The 16,918-nt window shown below is 70.4% G+C and carries 12 protein-coding genes; 9 read left to right on the forward strand and 3 right to left on the reverse strand.

The window, feature by feature from the left end; genetic code table 11:
• The first annotated feature begins 47 nt into the window (after window positions 1-47).
• The 8 genes from smc to ABD767_RS06970 all read left to right on the forward strand — a co-directional run bounded on the left by smc (window position 48) and on the right by ABD767_RS06970 (window position 12,880).
• A complete protein-coding gene (gene smc / locus ABD767_RS06935; protein WP_103046239.1) occupies window positions 48-3,590 on the forward strand; it encodes a chromosome segregation protein SMC in 3,543 nt (1,180 codons plus the stop codon).
• 8 nt (window positions 3,591-3,598) lie between these two features.
• Entirely contained in the window at window positions 3,599-4,774 is a 1,176-nt protein-coding gene (locus tag ABD767_RS06940; RefSeq protein WP_344868950.1) for a cell division protein FtsZ, read from the forward strand.
• Window positions 4,775-4,793: 19 nt separating this feature from the next.
• Window positions 4,794-6,893 carry an NAD-dependent DNA ligase LigA gene (ligA, locus tag ABD767_RS06945; RefSeq protein ID WP_425549901.1) on the forward strand — a complete coding sequence of 700 codons (2,100 nt, stop codon included), beginning with the start codon at window positions 4,794-4,796 and terminating at the stop codon, window positions 6,891-6,893.
• 5 nt (window positions 6,894-6,898) lie between these two features.
• Complete coding sequence (gene rssA, locus ABD767_RS06950) at window positions 6,899-7,855, forward strand: patatin-like phospholipase RssA (protein WP_103046236.1); 957 nt, start codon at window positions 6,899-6,901, stop codon at window positions 7,853-7,855.
• Window positions 7,856-7,995: 140 nt separating this feature from the next.
• Window positions 7,996-8,682: a TetR/AcrR family transcriptional regulator gene (locus ABD767_RS06955; protein ID WP_344868953.1), complete on the forward strand. Its 687-nt coding sequence runs from the start codon at window positions 7,996-7,998 to the stop codon at window positions 8,680-8,682.
• A gap of 61 nt (window positions 8,683-8,743) precedes the next feature.
• On the forward strand, window positions 8,744-9,604 hold the full coding sequence (locus ABD767_RS06960; protein WP_103046240.1) for an SDR family oxidoreductase: 861 nt from the start codon (window positions 8,744-8,746) through the stop codon (window positions 9,602-9,604).
• Window positions 9,601-10,770, forward strand: a complete 1,170-nt coding sequence (locus ABD767_RS06965; RefSeq protein ID WP_103046238.1) for an acyl-CoA dehydrogenase family protein — start codon at window positions 9,601-9,603, stop codon at window positions 10,768-10,770. The genes ABD767_RS06960 and ABD767_RS06965 overlap by 4 nt, the downstream gene beginning before the upstream one ends.
• A gap of 361 nt (window positions 10,771-11,131) precedes the next feature.
• Complete coding sequence (locus ABD767_RS06970; protein ID WP_344868955.1) at window positions 11,132-12,880, forward strand: MDR family MFS transporter; 1,749 nt, start codon at window positions 11,132-11,134, stop codon at window positions 12,878-12,880.
• Here the strand turns inward: ABD767_RS06970 and ABD767_RS06975 are convergent.
• The 3 genes from ABD767_RS06975 to ABD767_RS06985 form a co-directional block, all read right to left on the reverse strand.
• Window positions 12,772-14,019, reverse strand: a complete 1,248-nt coding sequence (locus ABD767_RS06975; RefSeq protein ID WP_103046568.1) for an acyl-CoA dehydrogenase family protein — start codon at window positions 14,017-14,019, stop codon at window positions 12,772-12,774. The genes ABD767_RS06970 and ABD767_RS06975 overlap by 109 nt on opposite strands.
• A 37-nt stretch (window positions 14,020-14,056) precedes the next feature.
• On the reverse strand, window positions 14,057-15,142 hold the full coding sequence (locus tag ABD767_RS06980) for a phosphotransferase (protein WP_103046567.1): 1,086 nt from the start codon (window positions 15,140-15,142) through the stop codon (window positions 14,057-14,059).
• Window positions 15,143-15,236: 94 nt separating this feature from the next.
• Window positions 15,237-15,956, reverse strand: a complete 720-nt coding sequence (locus tag ABD767_RS06985; RefSeq protein WP_103046566.1) for a cyclic nucleotide-binding domain-containing protein — start codon at window positions 15,954-15,956, stop codon at window positions 15,237-15,239.
• Between the two features lie 152 nt (window positions 15,957-16,108).
• On the opposite strand from ABD767_RS06985, the gene ABD767_RS06990 reads away from it, so the two are divergent.
• A complete protein-coding gene (locus ABD767_RS06990; protein WP_103046565.1) occupies window positions 16,109-16,633 on the forward strand; it encodes a carboxymuconolactone decarboxylase family protein in 525 nt (174 codons plus the stop codon).
• Window positions 16,634-16,918: the final 285 nt, after the last annotated feature.

The raw sequence follows: 16,918 nt of genomic DNA on the forward strand, positions 1-16,918 counted from the left end.
CGGTATGATTTGGCCCCTGTTCCTGCCCCTTGCCGCGTTCGCCGTCCGTGCGCCTTCAGTCCATCAAGCTCTCGGGCTTCAAGTCCTTTGCCGAGCCGACCCATTTCCAGTTGCCCGGGCAGCTGGTCGGCGTCGTCGGCCCCAATGGCTGCGGCAAGTCCAACATCATGGACGCCGTGCGCTGGGTGCTGGGCGAGAGCAAGGCCAGCGAGCTGCGCGGCGAGAGCATGCAGGACGTGATCTTCAACGGCACGACCAGTAGAAAACCCGCCAGCCGCGCCAGCGTGGAACTGGTGTTCGACAACCAGGATCACCGCGCCGGCGGCCAGTGGAACCAGTTTGCCGAGATCGCGGTCAAGCGCGTGCTCACGCGCGACGCGGGCAGCAGCTACTTCATCAACAACCAGAACGTGCGCCGGCGCGACGTGCAGGACGTCTTCCTGGGCACCGGCCTGGGCCCGCGCGCCTACGCCATCATCGGCCAGGGCACCATCAGCCGCATCATCGAGAGCCGACCCGAGGAACTGCGCCTGTTCCTGGAAGAGGCTGCCGGCGTCTCCAAGTACAAGGAGCGCCGCCGCGAGACCGAGAACCGCCTGGCCGGCACGCGCGAGAACCTGACGCGCGTGAGCGACATCCTGCGCGAGCTGGACGCCAACCTGCAGCGCCTGGAGAGACAGGCCGAAGTGGCGCAGCGCTACAACGCGCTGCACGAGCGGGTGACGCTCGGGCAGCAGCAGCTGTGGTTCTTGAAGCGCGCCGACGCCCAGGCCGAGCAGGAGCGCGTGCGCACCGAGGGCCTGCGCGCGGTCAACGACCTGGAAGAGCGCATGGCGCAGATCGCCCATGTGCAGGCCAGCCTGGAGCAGGTGCGCCAGGCGCACTACGCCGCGGGCGACGCGGTCAACCAGGCGCAGGGCCAGCTGTACGAGGCGACGGCCGAGGTGGGCAAGCTCGAAGCCGAGATCCGCTACGTCGTCGAGGGGCGCCAGCGCATCGAGCAGCGCCTGGCGCAGCTGGCCGAGCAGACCGCCCAGTGGAGCGCGCGCCAGGGCGATGCCGCTGCCGAGCTGGAGCAGCTCGAAGGCGCGGGCGAGAACGCGGCCGAGCAGGCCGAGATTTTGCAGGCGCAGATCGAGGAGCAGGCCATGCGCCTGCCGGATCTGGAGGACGCGCTGCGCCAGGCGCAGTCGCGCACCAGCGGCCAGCGTGCCGCCGTGGTGCAGGTGCAGCAGCAGATCCAGGTGCTGGCGGCCGAGCAGCGCAGCATCGACGAGCAGTCGCGCGCGCTGCAGACCCGCAGCGAGCGCCTGCGCGCCGACCGCCAGGCGCTGGTCGCGCCCGACGCGGGCCATCTCGACCAGCTGCGCCACCAGCTGCAGGACGCAAGCGAGAGCGCCGAGGTGGCCGACGCGGTGCTGGCGGAGCTGACCGAGCAGCTGCCCCGGCGCGACGACGAGCGGCGCGAGCAGCAGCAGCGCGTCAACGGCGATGGCGCGCGCCAGGCCGACCTGGCCGCGCGCCAGCAGGCGCTCAAGGCCCTGCAGGAGAAGGTGCGCGTGTCGGGCAAGCTCCAGCCCTGGCTGGCGCGCCATGGGCTTGATGGCCTGGCCGCGCTGTGGAGCCGCATCCACGTGCAGGACGGCTGGGAGAATGCGCTGGAGGCCGCGCTGCAGGGCCGGCTGCAGGCGCTGGAGATTGGCCGCCTGGACACGGTGCGCGGCTTCGTCGGCGCCGGCGGCCAGGACGCGCCGCCCGCGCGCCTGGCCTTCTACAGCCTGGACGGTGCGGGCGCCGCCGCGCTGCCTGAAGCAGCCGGGGCGGCGCGCCTGCCGCAGCTGTCGGCGCTGCTGCGCGTCGAGGGCGATGCGCTGCGCGCGCTGCTGCACGACTGGCTGACCGGCTGCTACCACGCGTCCAGCCTGGACGAAGCGCTGGCCCAGCGCCACCTGCTGCGCGCGGGCGAGGCCATCTACGTGCCCGGCGGTCACGCCGTGGGCGCGCACAGCGTGGCGTTTTACGCGCAGGACAGCGAGCAGGCGGGCCTGCTGGCGCGCGCGCAGGAGATCGAGCACCTGGACAAGGAGCTGCGCGCGCAGCAGCTCATCTGCGAGGAGTCGCGCAGCGCGCTGGTCAAGGCCGAGGCCGCCTACCAGGACACGAACGCGCGCCTGGGCACGGCCCGGCGCGACGCGGCCGAGGCGCGCGAGAGCGCCCACTCGCTGCAGGTCGAGGTGCTGCGCCTGGCCCAGCAGCAGGAGCAGGCGCAGGCGCGTGGCCAGCAGATCGAGGGCGACCTGGCCGAGGTGCAGGCGCAGCTCGACGACCTGCACGAGCGCCGCGTGCAGGCCGAAGCGCGCTTCGAGGAGCTGGATCTGCAGCTGGCCGACCAGCAGGAGCGCGAGGCGCAACTGGGCGACGCGGTGATCGAGGCCGAGCGCCGCCTGCAGGGCGCGCGCGAGCAGCAGCGCCAGCTGGAGCGCCAGGCGCAGGAGGCGCAGTTCTCGCAGCGCAGCCTGGCGGCGCGTCGTGACGAGCTGGCGCGCACCCAGCAGACCGCGGCGCAGCAAAGCCAGGCTTTGGCCGACGAGCGCGAGCGCGCGCTGCAGGAGCAGGAGCGCCTGTCGGCCGCCGCGGCCCAGGGCGGGCTGCAGGACGCGCTGGCGCGCAAGCTGGCGTGCGAGCAGCTGCTGGCGCAGCGCAGGAGCGACTACGACGGGCTCACCGCGCAGCTGCGTGCGCACGACGAGCAGCGCATGCAGGGCGAGCGCGCGCTCGACCCGCTGCGCCAGCGCATCACCGACTTCCAGCTCAAGGAGCAGGCCGCGCGCCTGGGCCTGGAGCAGTACGAGCAGCTGCTGGCCGACGCCCAGGCCGACATGGCAGCGCTGGCGCAGTCGATCGCGGACGGCGGCGTGCGCCTGGACGGCTTGCAGCAGAGCATCGACCGGCTGCAGCGCGACATCGCGGCGCTGGGCGCGGTCAACCTGGCGGCGCTCGAAGAGCTGGCGCTGGCGCGTGAGCGCAAGACCTTTCTGGACGCGCAGACCGAAGACCTGCAGCTGGCCATGGACACGCTGGAGGCGGCGATCGCCAAGATCGACGGCGAGACGCGCGAGCTGCTGGCCGGCACGTTCGAAACCGTCAACGGCCACTTCGGGCGCATGTTCCCCGAGCTGTTCGGCGGCGGCCAGGCGCGGCTCATCATGACCGGCGACGAGATACTGGACGCCGGCGTGCAGGTCATGGCGCAGCCGCCGGGCAAGAAGAACCAGACCATCCACCTGCTGTCGGGCGGCGAGAAGGCGCTCACCGCGATTGCGCTGGTGTTTGCCATCTTCCAGCTCAATCCGGCGCCGTTCTGCCTGCTCGACGAGGTGGACGCTCCGCTGGACGACGCCAACACCGAGCGCTATGCGCGCCTGGTCACCGCGATGAGCGGCCAGGGCACGCAGTTTCTATTCATCAGCCACAACAAGATCGCGATGGAGATGGCCGAGCAGCTGGTCGGCGTCACCATGCAGGAGCAGGGCGTCTCGCGCATCGTCGCGGTGGACATGCAGTCCGCGCTGTCGATGGCCGAGGCCTGAAGAACACCATGAGCAATTTCCAACTTCTCCTGATCCTGGCCGGCGCCGTCGTGCTGGCCGCCGTCATTGCCTACAACGCCTGGGACGCGCGCCGTCATGCGCCGCGCCGCCCCGATGCGCCGCCCGCGCGTGCCGACGGCGACCCGCCGGGCGATGGCCTGCAGCGCCACGAGCCCATCCTGGAGTTTGGCGACGACGAGCAGCCCGGCGCCGAGGCATATGCCCAGGGCGCCGGCATGGGCGAGGCCGGCGCGGCGCCCGCGCCGGATGCGGCCGGGGATGCGGCGCAGGGCGGGGCGCCTGCGCAGCCGCCTGCGCAACCCGCGGCGCCGGTGCGCGGGCCGCTGTCGGTGGGCGAGTGGCGCATGTTCGTGCTCGACGCGCTGATCGACGCGATCGCGCCGCTGGCGGCCGACCAGCCGGTCTCTGGCGAGGCAGCGCTGGCGGCCATGCCGCCCACGCGCCGCGCCGGCAGCAAGCCATTTGCCATCGAGGGCTACAACGACGCGCTGCAGCAGTGGGAGACGCCCCAGCCCGGCCAGCGCTACCGCCACCTGCAGGCGGGCGTGCAGCTGGCCAACCGCAGCGGCGCGCTCAACGACATCGAGTTCTCCGAGTTCGTGATGAAGGTGCAGGCGTTTGCCGACGCGATTGCCGCCGCGCCCGACTTTCCCGACATGCGCGCCGAGGTGGCGCGTGCGCGCGAGCTCGACCAGTTCGCCAGCGACCACGACGCGCAGCTGAGCTTTGTGCTGCGCGCGCGCCAGGCCGCCTGGAGCCCCGGCTACGTGCAGCAGCACGCGGCGCGCCTGGGGTTCGTGCCCGGCAGCATGCCCGGGCGCCTGGTGCTGCCCGCGGGCCAGGGCCTGCCGCCGCTGCTGTCGCTGTCCTACGACCCGCAGGCCGCCATGTCCGACGAGCCCGAGCAGACCGCGGTGCGCGACACCACGCTCAGCCTGGACGTGGCCCACGTGGCGCGCGCGCACGAGCCGTTCGCGCGCCTGCGCGAAGTGGCCGACGCGCTGTGCCGGGCCATGGACGGCGTGCTGTGCGACCACAGCGGCGTGGCGCTGCCGGCCATGGCGCTGGACTCGATCGCCGCCGACCTGCAGCAGCTGTACGACCACCTGGACGCGCGCGAGCTGGCGGCGGGCTCGCCGCTGGCGCGGCGCCTGTTCAGCTGATGCACAAGGGGAGGGCGGCGTGACGCAGCAGTCCGATTTCTTCGATCCGCCGGCGGCACCCGCCGAGGTTCCGGCCAAAGTGCGCGACAAGGTGCAGGCGCTGCGCGCGCAGCTGGTGCGCTGGGCGCACGAGTACTACGTGCAGGACACGCCCACGGTGCCCGACGCCGAGTACGACCGCCTCTTCCAGCAGCTGCAGGCGCTGGAGAGCGCCTACCCGCAGCTGGTCACGCCCGAGTCGCCGACGCAGCGCGTCATCGGCGGCGTGCTCGACGGCCTGGCGCCGGTGCGCCACAAGGTGCCGATGCTCAGCATCCGCACCGAGACCGACACAGAGGCCAGCGGCGCGCAGGCGTTTGACGCGCGCGTGCGCCGCGAGCTGGGCCTGGCCGAGTCCGACCCGCCCGTCGAATACATTGCCGAGCCCAAATTCGACGGCCTGGCCATGAATCTGCGCTACGAGGGCGGGCGCCTAGTGCAGGCGGCCACGCGCGGCGACGGCGAGGTGGGCGAGGACGTGACGCACAACATCCGCACCATCCACCAGATTCCGCTGCTCCTGCCCGCGGGCGCGCCGCCGCTGCTGGAGGTGCGCGGCGAGGTCTATATGCGCGGCGCCGACCTGCAGCGGCTCAACGCGCGCCAGCGTGCGCTGGGCGAGAAGACATTTGTCAATCCGCGCAATGCCGCGGCCGGCTCGGTGCGCCAGCTCGACGCGTCGGTGGCGGCGCAGCGGCCGCTGTCGTTTTTTGCCTATGGCCTGGGCGAGGTCACGCCCGAGGCCGAGGGCGGCCCGGCGTTTACCACGCACTACGCGCTGCTCATGCAGCTCAAGGCCTGGGGTTTCCCGGTGGCCGCGCAAGTCCGCGTGGTGCACGGGCCGGCGGCGCTGGCGGACTACCACCAGACCATGGGGGGCGAACGCGCCAGCCTGCCCTACGGCATCGACGGCGTGGTCTACAAGGTCAACAGCCTGCAGCTTCAGCGCCAGCTGGGCTTTGTCACGCGCGAGCCGCGCTGGGCCGTGGCGCACAAATACCCGGCCGAGGAGGTGGTGACCGCGGTACAGGCCATCGACGTGCAGGTGGGGCGCACCGGCAAGCTCACGCCGGTGGCGCGCCTGGCGCCGGTGTTCGTCGGCGGCGTGACGGTGACCAATGCCACGCTGCACAACCTGTTCGAGCTGCGGCGCAAGGACGTGCGCGTGGGCGACCAGGTCATCGTGCGCCGCGCCGGCGACGTGATCCCCGAGGTCGTCGGCCGCGTGCCCGGCGCGCGCGCGCACTACGTGCCCAACTTCCATATGCCGGCCGCCTGCCCGGTGTGCGCCAGCGCCGTGGTGCGCGAGAAGGGCGAGGTCAACCACCGCTGCAGCGGCGGCCTGTACTGCAGCGCGCAGCGCAAGCAAGCGGTGCTGCACTTTGCCCACCGCCGCGCAATGGACATAGAGGGGCTGGGCGAGAAGCTGGTCGACCAGCTGGTCGACGACGGCATCATCGCCAGCCTTCCCGGCCTGTACCACCTGCAGCTGGAGCAACTGGCGGGGCTGGATCGCATGGGCGAAAAATCTGCGCAAAACTTGCTGGATGCGCTGGAAAAGTCCAAGCGCGCGACGCTGGCGCGCTTTCTGTTCGGCCTGGGCCTGCGCCACGTCGGCGAGGCGACGGCCAAGGAGCTGGCGCGCCACTTTGGCGGGCTGGGCGCCCTCATGGACGCCAGCAGCGAGGCGCTGCAGCAGGTGGCCGACATCGGCCCCATCGTCGCCAAGTCCATCCACGACTTTTTTGCCGAACCGCACAACCGCGACGTGGTGCAGCAGCTGCGCGACTGCGGCATCACCTGGACCGAGTCCGAGCCCGCGGCGGACAGCGCCGCTCTCCTGCCGCTGGCCGGGCTCACCGTGGTGCTGACCGGCACGCTGCCCACGCTGTCGCGTGACGAGGCCAAGGCGCTGCTGGAGGCCGCTGGCGCCAAGGTGGCCGGCTCGGTCAGCAAGAAGACCAGCTATGTGGTTGCCGGCGCCGAGGCCGGCAGCAAGCTGGACAAGGCGCAGGCGCTGGGCGTGCCGGTGCTGGACGAGGACGGCCTGCACGCGCTGCTTCGGCGCGGCCAGGGCTGAAGCGCATGGTGCTGGCACGGCGCACGCCCCGCCTGGGCCTGGTGCTTGGCAGCGGCTCGGCGCGCGGCTGGTCGCACATCGGCGTGCTGCAGGCGCTGCAGGACGCGGGGCTTCGCCCTGACGTGGTGTGCGGCGCCTCCATTGGCGCGCTGGTGGGCGCGGCCTACGCCGCGGGCGACCTGCAGCGCCTGGCCGACTGGGTGCAGTCGCTGGGCCTGCGCGACGTGTTCGGCTTCATGGATTTCAGGCTCGCCGGCGGCATGCTCAAGGGCGAGAAGCTGATCGATTTCTGGCGGCGCAATTTCTCCGACTTCGCGATCGAGGACTCGCCGCTGCCGTATGCGGCAGTGGCCACCGACCTGCATTCGGGCGCCGAGGTCTGGCTGCGCGAGGGCTCGATCGCCGAGGCGGTGCGCGCCTCGATCGCGTTGCCCGGGCTGTTCACGCCGGTGCTGCAGGACGGCGGCCGGCTGCTGGTCGACGGCGGCATCGTCAACCCGGTGCCGGTGTCGCTGGCGCGCGCCATGGGCGCGGACATCGTGATCGCGGTCGACCTGAACAGCGACATTCTGCAGCACCACCTGCAGCCGTTGGAGCTGCAGCCGGCCGAGGTGCAGGAGCTGCCCGAGGGCGACGCCCCAGACGGCAGCAATTCCGTCGACGGCGCCGAGGGCGACTGGATGGAGCGCCTGCGCGGCTGGGTGCAGCAGCGCCGCGGCGCGCAACCGCCGCCGCCATTGCCGTCGGTGCTCGACGTGGTGATGACCAGCGTCAACATCATGCAGATGCGCATCACGCGCAGCCGCATGGCGGGCGATCCGCCCGAGGTGGTCGTCACGCCGCAGCTGGCCCACCTGGGGCTGTTGGACTTTCACCGCGCGAGCGAGGCGATTGCCGAGGGCCGCCGCGCGATGGAGCAGGCGCTGCCCCAGCTGCAGCGCTTTCTGCCGCCCGGCGGCTGACGTTTCTTTCTGCGGGCACCCGCAGCGGCCCGGCTGACCGCGGCCATGGCGTGCGCGGGTATTCGCCATTTCCAGCAAGCATTCGATTTTTACAAAGCAAATGCTTGCTGAAAATATCCGGCTTTGCTAACCTGCCGCCCATGACGCGCACCCGCAAGCCCGCAGCACCAGCGGCGCCCGCACCGCAAACGCCGCCGCCGGCCGAGCCGGCGCGGCGCCCGCGCGGGCGCCCGCGCAAGACGGCGCTGGAGATCGACGACGGCAACCGCCGCCGCGCGCTGATGGACTGCGCGGCCGAGCTGTTCCTGACCCAGGGCTACGCGGCGACCAGCGTGCGGGACATTGCCGCGGCGGTCGGCATGCACAGCGGCTCGCCGTTCTACTTCTTCAAGAGCAAGAGCGACCTGCTGCACGCCGTGATGCACGAGGGCATGCTGCAGGCCGAGCTGAGCCAGCAGCAGGCCATGCAGGCGCTGGCGCCCGACACACCTATCGCCGAGCGCCTGCGCACGCTGATCCGCCACCACTTCGAGGTGCTGCTGGGCCCGCGCAGCGGCTTCATTCCGGTGATGCTCTATGAGTGGCGCTCGCTCACCGCCGTGCAGCGCAACGACGTCTCTGGCATCAAGGATCGCTACGAGGCCGTCTGGGCCCCGGTGCTTGAGCAACTGCACGCGCAAGGTGCGCTGCAGGCCGACCCGGGCGTGGCCCGGCTGTACATCTTTGGCGCGCTGCACTGGGCGGTGCAATGGTTTTCACCCCGCAAGGGCATGACGCTGGATCAGCTCAGCGACCAGGCCATGGCCTTGTTCATCCGAAAGGACTGACGTGAGCAACGCAGAAGCAGGCAAGCTGCCTTCCTATCAATCGGTTTTCGCGCCGGGCCTGATGCGAGGCCAGGTCGCCGTCGTCACCGGCGGCGGCTCGGGCATAGGCCGCTGCACCGCGCACGAGCTGGCCCATCTGGGCGCGCACGTTGTGCTGGTCGGGCGCAAGGACGACAAGCTGCAGGCGGTGCAGGCCGAGATCGAGGCCGACGGCGGACTCGCCAGCCGGCACGCCTGCGACATCCGCCAGGAAGACGCGGTGGTGGCGCTGATCGGCCAGGTGCTGGCCGCGCACGGACGCATCGACGCGCTGGTGAACAACGCCGGCGGGCAGTTCATGGCGCCGCTGGCGAGCATCTCGGCGCGCGGCTGGGAGGCGGTGGTCAACACCAACCTGACCGGCGGCTTCCTGCTGGCGCGCGAGTGCTACAAGCAGGCGATGGCGGCGCACGGCGGCGCCATCGTCAACATCGTCGCCGACATGTGGGGCTCGATGCCCGGCATGGGCCACAGCGGAGCGGCGCGCGCCGGCATGGTGAGCTTCACCGAGACCGCGGCCGTCGAATGGGCGCAGGCCGGCGTGCGCGTCAACGCCGTGGCGCCGGGCTACATCGCGTCCAGCGGCATGGACAACTACCCGCCCGAGGCGGCAGAGCGCCTGCGCGCCATGCCGCGCACCGTGCCGCTGGGGCGCATGGGCACCGAGGCCGAGGTGTCGGCGGCCATCGTCTTCCTGCTCAGCCCTGCGGCCAGCTTCATCAGCGGCAGCACGCTGCGCGTCGATGGCGCGCGCCCGCAGGCGCGCATGGGATGGCCGCTCAAGGCCCCGGGCGCGGACCGCGCGGCGGTGCAGCCGTTCAATGGCTTTCACCGCGCGGTCACGCCGCGCGTGTTCGCTGCAAGCCAGGAGCGCAACGCATGACCGCCGCCGCATTGCACGACACCGACCGCGCCGAGCGCGAGGCGCTGACCGACAGCATCGTCCGTTTCGCCAAGACCGAGATCGCCCCGCACGCCGATGCCTGGGACCAGGCCGGCGAGTTCCCGCGCGCGCTTTATCAACGCGCGGCAGAACTCGGGCTGCTGGGCATTGGCTACCCCGAGGAATACGGCGGCACGCCGGCCAGCTACGCGCTTCGCCTGCCGCTGTGGCAGGCGCTGGCGCGCCATGGCGCCAGCGGCGGCGTGCTGGCCAGCCTGTTCTCGCACAACATCGGCCTGCCGCCGGTGCTGGCGCATGGCAGCGCCTCGGTGCGCGCCGAGGTGGTGCCGCCGGTGCTGGCTGGCCAGCAGATCGCGGCGCTGGCCATCACCGAGCCCGGCGGCGGCTCGGACGTGGCGCAGCTGGCAACGACCGCGCGGCGCGACGGCGGCGACTACATCGTCGATGGGGAAAAAATCTTCATCACCTCGGGCATGCGCGCCGACTGGATCACCGTGGCGGTGCGCACCGGCGAGCCGGGCAGCAAGGGCGCCGGCGGCATCTCGATGCTGCTGGTGCCGGGCGGCAGCGCAGGTCTGTCGCGCTCGCGCCTGTCCAAGATGGGCTGGCTGAGCTCGGACACCGCCCACCTGCGCTTTGACGGCGTGCGCGTGCCCGCGCGCTACCTGCTGGGCGAGGAAGGCCAGGGCTTTCGCATCATCATGGCCAACTTCAACGCCGAGCGCTTCGGCCTGGCGGCGTCGGCCCTGGGCTACGCCCAGGCCTGCTACGACGAGGCGCTGGCCTGGGCGCGCCAGCGCAAGACCTTTGGCCAGCTGCTCACCGGGCACCAGGTGGTTCGCCACAAGCTGGTGGACATGCAGATGCGCATCCAGTCCACCGCCGCCTGGCTGGAGGTGATCGCCGCGCGCGCCGACGCGGGCGACACCGGCGCCGACTGGGTCGCGCAGGTCTGCATGCTCAAGAACCACGCCACGCAGACCATGCAGCACTGCGCCGACCAGGCGGTGCAGATTCTGGGCGGCATGGGCTTCATGCGCGGCACCGTCAGCGAGCGCATCTACCGCGAGGTCAAGGTCATGATGATCGGCGGCGGTGCCGAGGAAATCATGAAGGATCTGGCGGCGCGCCAGCTGGGCCTGTAGGGCCTGTTAACGCTATTTTTGACGGATGCGTTGTGATCAAAAGGGCCACTCGCCAAGGCGCCAGCCGCAGCCAAGGTGCCACCCTTGGCAAGGCTGGCAACGCCGGCGATGGCCCTTTTGATCGCAACCCGAAGGGAACATACTCAAAACGGCGCCACTCTTCGTTGCGCTCCTTGCCCAGACACCCAGTCTGGGCTGCGTCGCACGTCTCGATTGACGCCGTTTTGAGTATGTTCGCACCGCCAAAAATAGCGTTAACAGGCCCTAGTCGGCAGGGCTTGCCGATTCCTGCCGCGACCGTGGGCGCGGCAAGGCCTTGGCGGCGGGGCCACAATCGCGGGCCGTACGAACGATAAGTGCCATGACGCCCGCAGCCACCCCGCCTTCTCCCAATCAACCCGCACCGCAGCCCACGCGCGACACGCGCCGCTGGGTGCTGGCCGGGCTGATGGCGATGATGATGCTGGCGGCCATGGACACCACCATCGTCTCCACCGCCATCCCGCAGATCGTCGGCGACCTGGGCGGTCTGGCGCTGGTCAGCTGGGTGTTCTCGGTCTACCTGGTCGCGCAGACGGTGACGATTCCGGTCTACGGCAAGCTGTCCGACCTGGTGGGGCGCAAGCCCGTGCTGCTGGCCGGCACGCTGATCTTTCTGGCGGGCTCGGCCGCTTGCTCGTTTGCCTGGAACATGCATGCGCTGATCGTGTTCCGCGGCCTGCAGGGACTGGGCGCGGGCGCCATCATGGCCACGGTGATGACGCTGGCCGGCGACCTGTATTCGGTCGAGGAGCGCGCCGCGGTGCAGGGCTGGCTGTCCAGCGTCTGGGGCATGGCGGCGATTGCCGGGCCGCTGCTGGGCGGCGCGTTCGTCGAATATGTGTCCTGGCACTGGATCTTCCTGGTCAACCTGCCGATCGGCGCGCTGGCGCTGGCGCTGATCGGCGTGTACCTGCACGAGTCGCTGGCGCGCCGCCATCCGCACATCGACTACGCCGGCAGTGCGCTGCTGCTGGTCGCGCTGGCCTGCCTGATGCTGGGCCTGCTGCAGGGCGGCCAGGTCTGGCCCTGGGCGTCGTGGCAGGTGGTGCTGGTCTTTGGCGCAGCGCTGCTGGCGCTGGCCGCGCTGGTATGGGTGGAGCGGCGCGCGCGCGAGCCGGTGATGCCCGGCTGGCTGTGGCGCAGGCGCACGCTGGTGGGCTCCAACCTGGCGACGATTGCGATGGGCCTGGTGATGATGGCGCCCAGCGTCTACCTGCCCACGTTCTTGCAGTCGGTACAGGGCCTGGGCGCGATTGCCGCCGGCCTGGTGCTGGCGTGCATCAGCATAGGCTGGCCGCTGGCGTCGGCGCTGTCGGGCAAGGTCTATCTGCGCCTGGGCTTTCGCGACGCGGCGCTGGTGGGCGGCGTGCTGATCCTCGCAGCGTCGCTGGCCTTCGTGCTGATGCCGCGCCCGCAGCCGGTGGCGCTGGTGGTGCTCGACCAGATCGTTCTGGGCGCGGGCTTCGGCCTGTTGTCCACGCCGCTGCTGGTCGGCATGCAGTCGGTCGTCGACTGGGGGCGGCGCGGCGTCGTCACCGGTGCCAACATGTTTGCGCGCTACCTGGGGCAGAGCCTGGGCGCGGCGCTGTTCGGCGCCATCTTCAACGCCACGCTGGGCGCGCGCCTGGCCCGGGCCCCAGCGCAGCTGCAGGGCCAGCTGCCGGCCGGGGTGGACGGCGTGATCGACGCGCTGCAGGCCGGCCACGCAGGCGCTGCGGCCGCCGCCTATTTGCGCGGCGCGCTGGGCGCGGCCACCGACGCGCTGTACTGGGGCATGGTGGCGCTGTCGATCCTGCTGCTGCTGGCGCTGTGCATTGCGCCGCGGCATTTCCCGGTGCTGCACGAGGACGGCGCGGGCGGGGTTCACCCTCCGGATGAAACACAACGCCCTGCCGGGCGGGGCAGGGCGTTGTGGAAAGTACGGCGGCCACCGGGGCGGCCGCATGGGCAATCAGTGCATCAATGCGCCTTGGGCGCTGCGTACTTGCCCAGCTCCCACTTGGCAATCGCGTTGCGGTGCACCTCGTCCGGGCCGTCGGCAAAGCGCAGCGTGCGCGCCTGGGCGTAGTTGAAGGCCAGCGGGAAGTCGTCGCTGATGCCGCCGCCGCCGTGCAGCTGGATGGCCCAGTCGATCACCTGGCAGGCCATGCGCGGAGCGACGACCTTGATCATCGCGATCTCGGTGCGCGCAACCTTGTTGCCCACGGTGTCCATCATCCACGCGGCCTTGAGGGTCAAGAGGCGCGCCATGTCGATCTTGCAGCGCGCCTCGGCGATGCGTTCCTGCGTCACGGTCTGCTGCGCCAGCGTCTTGCCAAACGCCACGCGCGAGACGGCGCGCTTGCACATCAGCTCCAGCGAGCGCTCGGCCAGGCCGATCAGGCGCATGCAGTGGTGGATGCGGCCGGGGCCAAGGCGGCCCTGGGCGATCTCGAAGCCGCGGCCCTCGCCCAGCAGGATGTTGCTGGCCGGCACGCGCACGTTCTCGAACAGCACCTCGGCGTGGCCGTGCGGCGCGTCGTCGTAGCCGAAGACGTTGAGCGCGCGCACGATCTTGACGCCCGGGGTGTCTGCGGGCACGACGACCATGCTCTGCTGCGAGTGCCGGGCCGCCTCGGGGTCGGTCTTGCCCATGGTGATGAGCACCTTGCAGCGCGGATCCATCGCGCCGCTGGTCCACCACTTGCGGCCGTTGATGACGTATTCGTCACCGTGGCGCTCGATGCGCGTCTCGATGTTGGTCGCGTCGCTGGACGCCACGTCGGGCTCGGTCATCGCGAACGCCGAGCGGAACTTGCCCTCCAGCAGCGGCTTGAGCCAGGTGGCCTTGATGTCTTCGCTGCCGTAGCGGGCGATGGTCTCCATGTTGCCGGTGTCGGGCGCCGAGCAGTTGAACACTTCGCTGGACCACAGCACGCGGCCCATGATCTCGGCCAGCGGCGCGTACTCCTGGTTTGTGAGGCCCGCGCCGTGGTAGCCCGAGGCCTCGGCCGTGTCCACGGGCAGGAACAGGTTCCACAGCCCGGCGGCCTGGGCCTTGGGCTTGAGGTCTTCGATCGTCTTGAGCGGTGTCCAGCGTCGGCCGGCGGCGGTGTTGGCAGCCAGTTCCTCGGCGCAGCGCTTTTCGGACGGATAGATGTGCTCGTCCATGAAGGCCAGCAGGCGCTGGCGCAGTTCCTTGGTTTTGGGCGAATAGTCGAAATCCATGGTGTTCTCCGTTGGTGGCAATCGGTGGGGTGGTGGGTCAGCCGCGCTGCGCGAATGACCAGGCAAGTTCCGCCATCGGCCGGGCGGTGGCGCCGGCGGCCTTGGCCTGGGCGCTGGCGGCGGTACCGTCCTCGACGCGCTTGGCAATGCCTTGCAGGATGGCGGCGATGCGGAACATGTTGTAGGCGAGGTAGAAGTTCCAGTCGGCGTGCAACTGGTCGCTGTCGGCAATGCCGGTGCGCTCGCAGTAGCGGTGGATGTAGTCGCGCTCGCTGGGGATGCCCAGCCCGGGCAGATCCAGTCCGCCAATGCCGCGGCTGAGCTCATGCGGGATGTGCCAGGCCATGCAGTGGTAGGCAAAGTCGGCCAGCGGGTGGCCGAGCGTGGACAGCTCCCAGTCGAGCACCGCGATGACGCGCGGCTCGCTCGGGTGGAACACCAGGTTGTCCAGCCGGTAGTCGCCGTGCACGATGGACACGCGGCTCTCGTCCTTGGCGCTGGCCGGCATGTGCGCCGGCAGCCACGCCATCAACTCGTCCATCTCGGCGATCGGCTGGGTGATGCTGGCCTGGTACTGCTTGCTCCAGCGGCCGATCTGGCGCTCGAAATAGTTGCCCGGCCGGCCATAGTCGGCCAGGCCGCGCGCGGCAAAGTCCACGCTGTGCAGCGCGGCGATGACACGGTTCATTTCGTCGTAGACGGCGCCGCGCTCGGCCGGCGCCATGCCCGGCAGCGCCTGGTCCCACAGCACGCGCCCGGCCATGAATTCCATCAGATAGAAGGCGCGGCCGATGACCGACTCGTCCTCGCACAGCGCCAGCATGCGCGGCACCGGCACGTCGGTGGCGGCCAGCGCGCTCATCACCTTGTACTCGCGCTCGATGGCGTGCGCCGACGGCAGCAGCTTGGCCACCGGCCCGGGCTTGGAGCGCAGCACGTAGCTGCCCGTGGGCGTGCTCAGCTTGTACGTGGGGTTGGACTGGCCGCCCTTGAACATCTCCACCTGCACCGGGCCGGCAAAGCCGGGGACGTGGTGGGCCAGCCAGCGCTCGAGCGCGGCGGTGTCGAAGGCGTGCTGGGGGGCGACGGCTCGGGTGCCGATGAATTGCTGGTAGTCGTTCATGGTCGCTTCGTGGAGATAAAAAAACCGGCCGCCTCATCCGGGCACAAGCCCGGGCGCGACGGCCGGTGGAGGGTGGGGGCGCTGCGGCGCGGGGCTACACGGCGCTCTCGGCAATCTTGAGCAGCGCCTTGCGGTCGCGTACCACCAGGCCGCCCGGTTCGATGCGCAGCACGTCGTCGCGCTCCATCGCCTTCAGCTCCTGGTTGACGCGCTGGCGCGAGGCGCCCAGCAGCTGCGCCAGTTCCTCCTGCGCCAGCTGCAGGCCGATGCGGATCTCGTCGCCAAAGTCCAGGCTGGCCACGCCGTAGCTGCGCACCAGGTGCAGCAACTGCTTGGCCAGGCGCGCGCGCAGCGGCAGCGTGTTCAAGTCCTCGACCAGGCCGAACAGCAGCCGCACGCGCCGTGCCTGCAGCCGGATCAGCGCCTCGTACAGCTCGACGTGCTGCGCCAGGATCTTCTTGAAGTCGGCACGCGAGACGCACAGCACCGTCGTGTCGCCATGGGCGTAGGCGTCGTGCGTGCGCCGGTCGCCGTCCAGGATGGCCACGTCGCCAAACCAGATGCCCGGCTCGACATAGGTCAGCGTGATCTGCTTGCCCGACAGCGAGGTCGAGCTGACGCGAACGGCGCCCTTGGCGCAGGCGATCCACTCTTCGGGCGGATCGCCGCGCGCCGCAATCAGCGCGCCGTTCTTGAATCGTTTGACGTAGGTACATCTCAGGATGTCGTGGCGTAGCGAGGGGGAGAGCGAGGAAAACCAGCGACCGGCATTGATCGCTTCACGTTCTTCGATGTTAAGAATGGGCTCGTCCATGGTCTGTCTTATGTGTGACTGGTCTGTGCTGCATTGTCGCCCGAGGGACGCGCGCCGCGCCGCCGGCTGGCCGTGCCGGCGGCGTGCACCGGCGCTGCGCTGCATGCAGCGTGGGCGATACTTCGGCTTTTGTCCAAGCCTGGGGAGTTGGAATGGCACGCCTGGAATACGCCGATTGCACGCACACCGAGGTGTTGCCGCTGGCCGAACGCATTGTGGCCGAGCGCGGCAGCATTTTGCACCTGTACCAGATGCTGATGCACAGCCCGCCGGTGGCCGAGGGCTGGCTCGACTACCTGAGCGCGATCCGCCTGCACAGCAGCCTGCCGGGCGACCTGCGCGAGCTGGTAATCATGCGCGTGGCGCAGCTCAACCGCGCGCCCTACGAGGCCGACCAGCACGCGCCGATCGCGCTCAAGGAGGGCGTGAGCCAGCAGCAGCTCGATGCGCTGCAGGACTGGCAGGCCAGCGGCTGCTTTGATGAGCGCACCCGCGCCGTGCTGGCCTACACCGACGCGATGACGCTCCAGGTGCAGGTGGACGACGCGGTCTATCGCGCGGTGGCCGCGCACTTCGCGCCGCGTCACCTGGTCGAGCTCACGGCTACCGTGGCCGCGTACAACATGGTGTCGCGCTTTCTGGAGGCGCTGCAGATCCATTCGCACGACGCGCGTTGACCGGTGGCCCCGCTGCCCCACCGCAGCGCGGGCTTGACAGCAGCGCTAAGATCGGCGGACGTGGCACACAGATCCGCACGATGCGGGAGTGCCAGACCGGTTTTTTCTGCACAGAGCCCTTCGGGGCTTTCTTTTTTGGACTTTCATGCCTGCTCTGGTACAGCAACCTGGAAGTAGAGGAACACAATGAAAGCGATGGATTCGTGCCCAGGGCAAGGCGCAAACCGCAGCGATAGCCGTAGCTATCGCGAGGATTTGCAACGCCGCCATGGGTGCGAAGACGCG

The sequence above is a fragment of the Comamonas faecalis genome (assembly GCF_039538025.1).
Classification (GTDB): domain Bacteria; phylum Pseudomonadota; class Gammaproteobacteria; order Burkholderiales; family Burkholderiaceae_C; genus Comamonas_C; species Comamonas_C faecalis.

Excerpts from the sequence above, each read along its gene's own strand:
- ABD767_RS06940 (WP_344868950.1), top strand. The coding sequence starts at position 3,599 with ATGAGCAATTTCCAACTTCTCCTGATCCTGGCCGGCGCCGTCGTGCTG.
- rssA (WP_103046236.1), top strand. The coding sequence starts at position 6,899 with ATGGTGCTGGCACGGCGCACGCCCCGCCTGGGCCTGGTGCTTGGCAGC.
- ABD767_RS06955 (WP_344868953.1), top strand. The coding sequence starts at position 7,996 with ATGACGCGCACCCGCAAGCCCGCAGCACCAGCGGCGCCCGCACCGCAA.
- ABD767_RS06960 (WP_103046240.1), top strand. The coding sequence starts at position 8,744 with ATGCGAGGCCAGGTCGCCGTCGTCACCGGCGGCGGCTCGGGCATAGGC.
- ABD767_RS06965 (WP_103046238.1), top strand. The coding sequence starts at position 9,601 with ATGACCGCCGCCGCATTGCACGACACCGACCGCGCCGAGCGCGAGGCG.
- ABD767_RS06970 (WP_344868955.1), top strand. The coding sequence starts at position 11,132 with ATGACGCCCGCAGCCACCCCGCCTTCTCCCAATCAACCCGCACCGCAG.
- ABD767_RS06975 (WP_103046568.1), bottom strand. The coding sequence starts at position 14,019 with ATGGATTTCGACTATTCGCCCAAAACCAAGGAACTGCGCCAGCGCCTG.
- ABD767_RS06980 (WP_103046567.1), bottom strand. The coding sequence starts at position 15,142 with ATGAACGACTACCAGCAATTCATCGGCACCCGAGCCGTCGCCCCCCAG.
- ABD767_RS06985 (WP_103046566.1), bottom strand. The coding sequence starts at position 15,956 with ATGGACGAGCCCATTCTTAACATCGAAGAACGTGAAGCGATCAATGCC.
- ABD767_RS06990 (WP_103046565.1), top strand. The coding sequence starts at position 16,109 with ATGGCACGCCTGGAATACGCCGATTGCACGCACACCGAGGTGTTGCCG.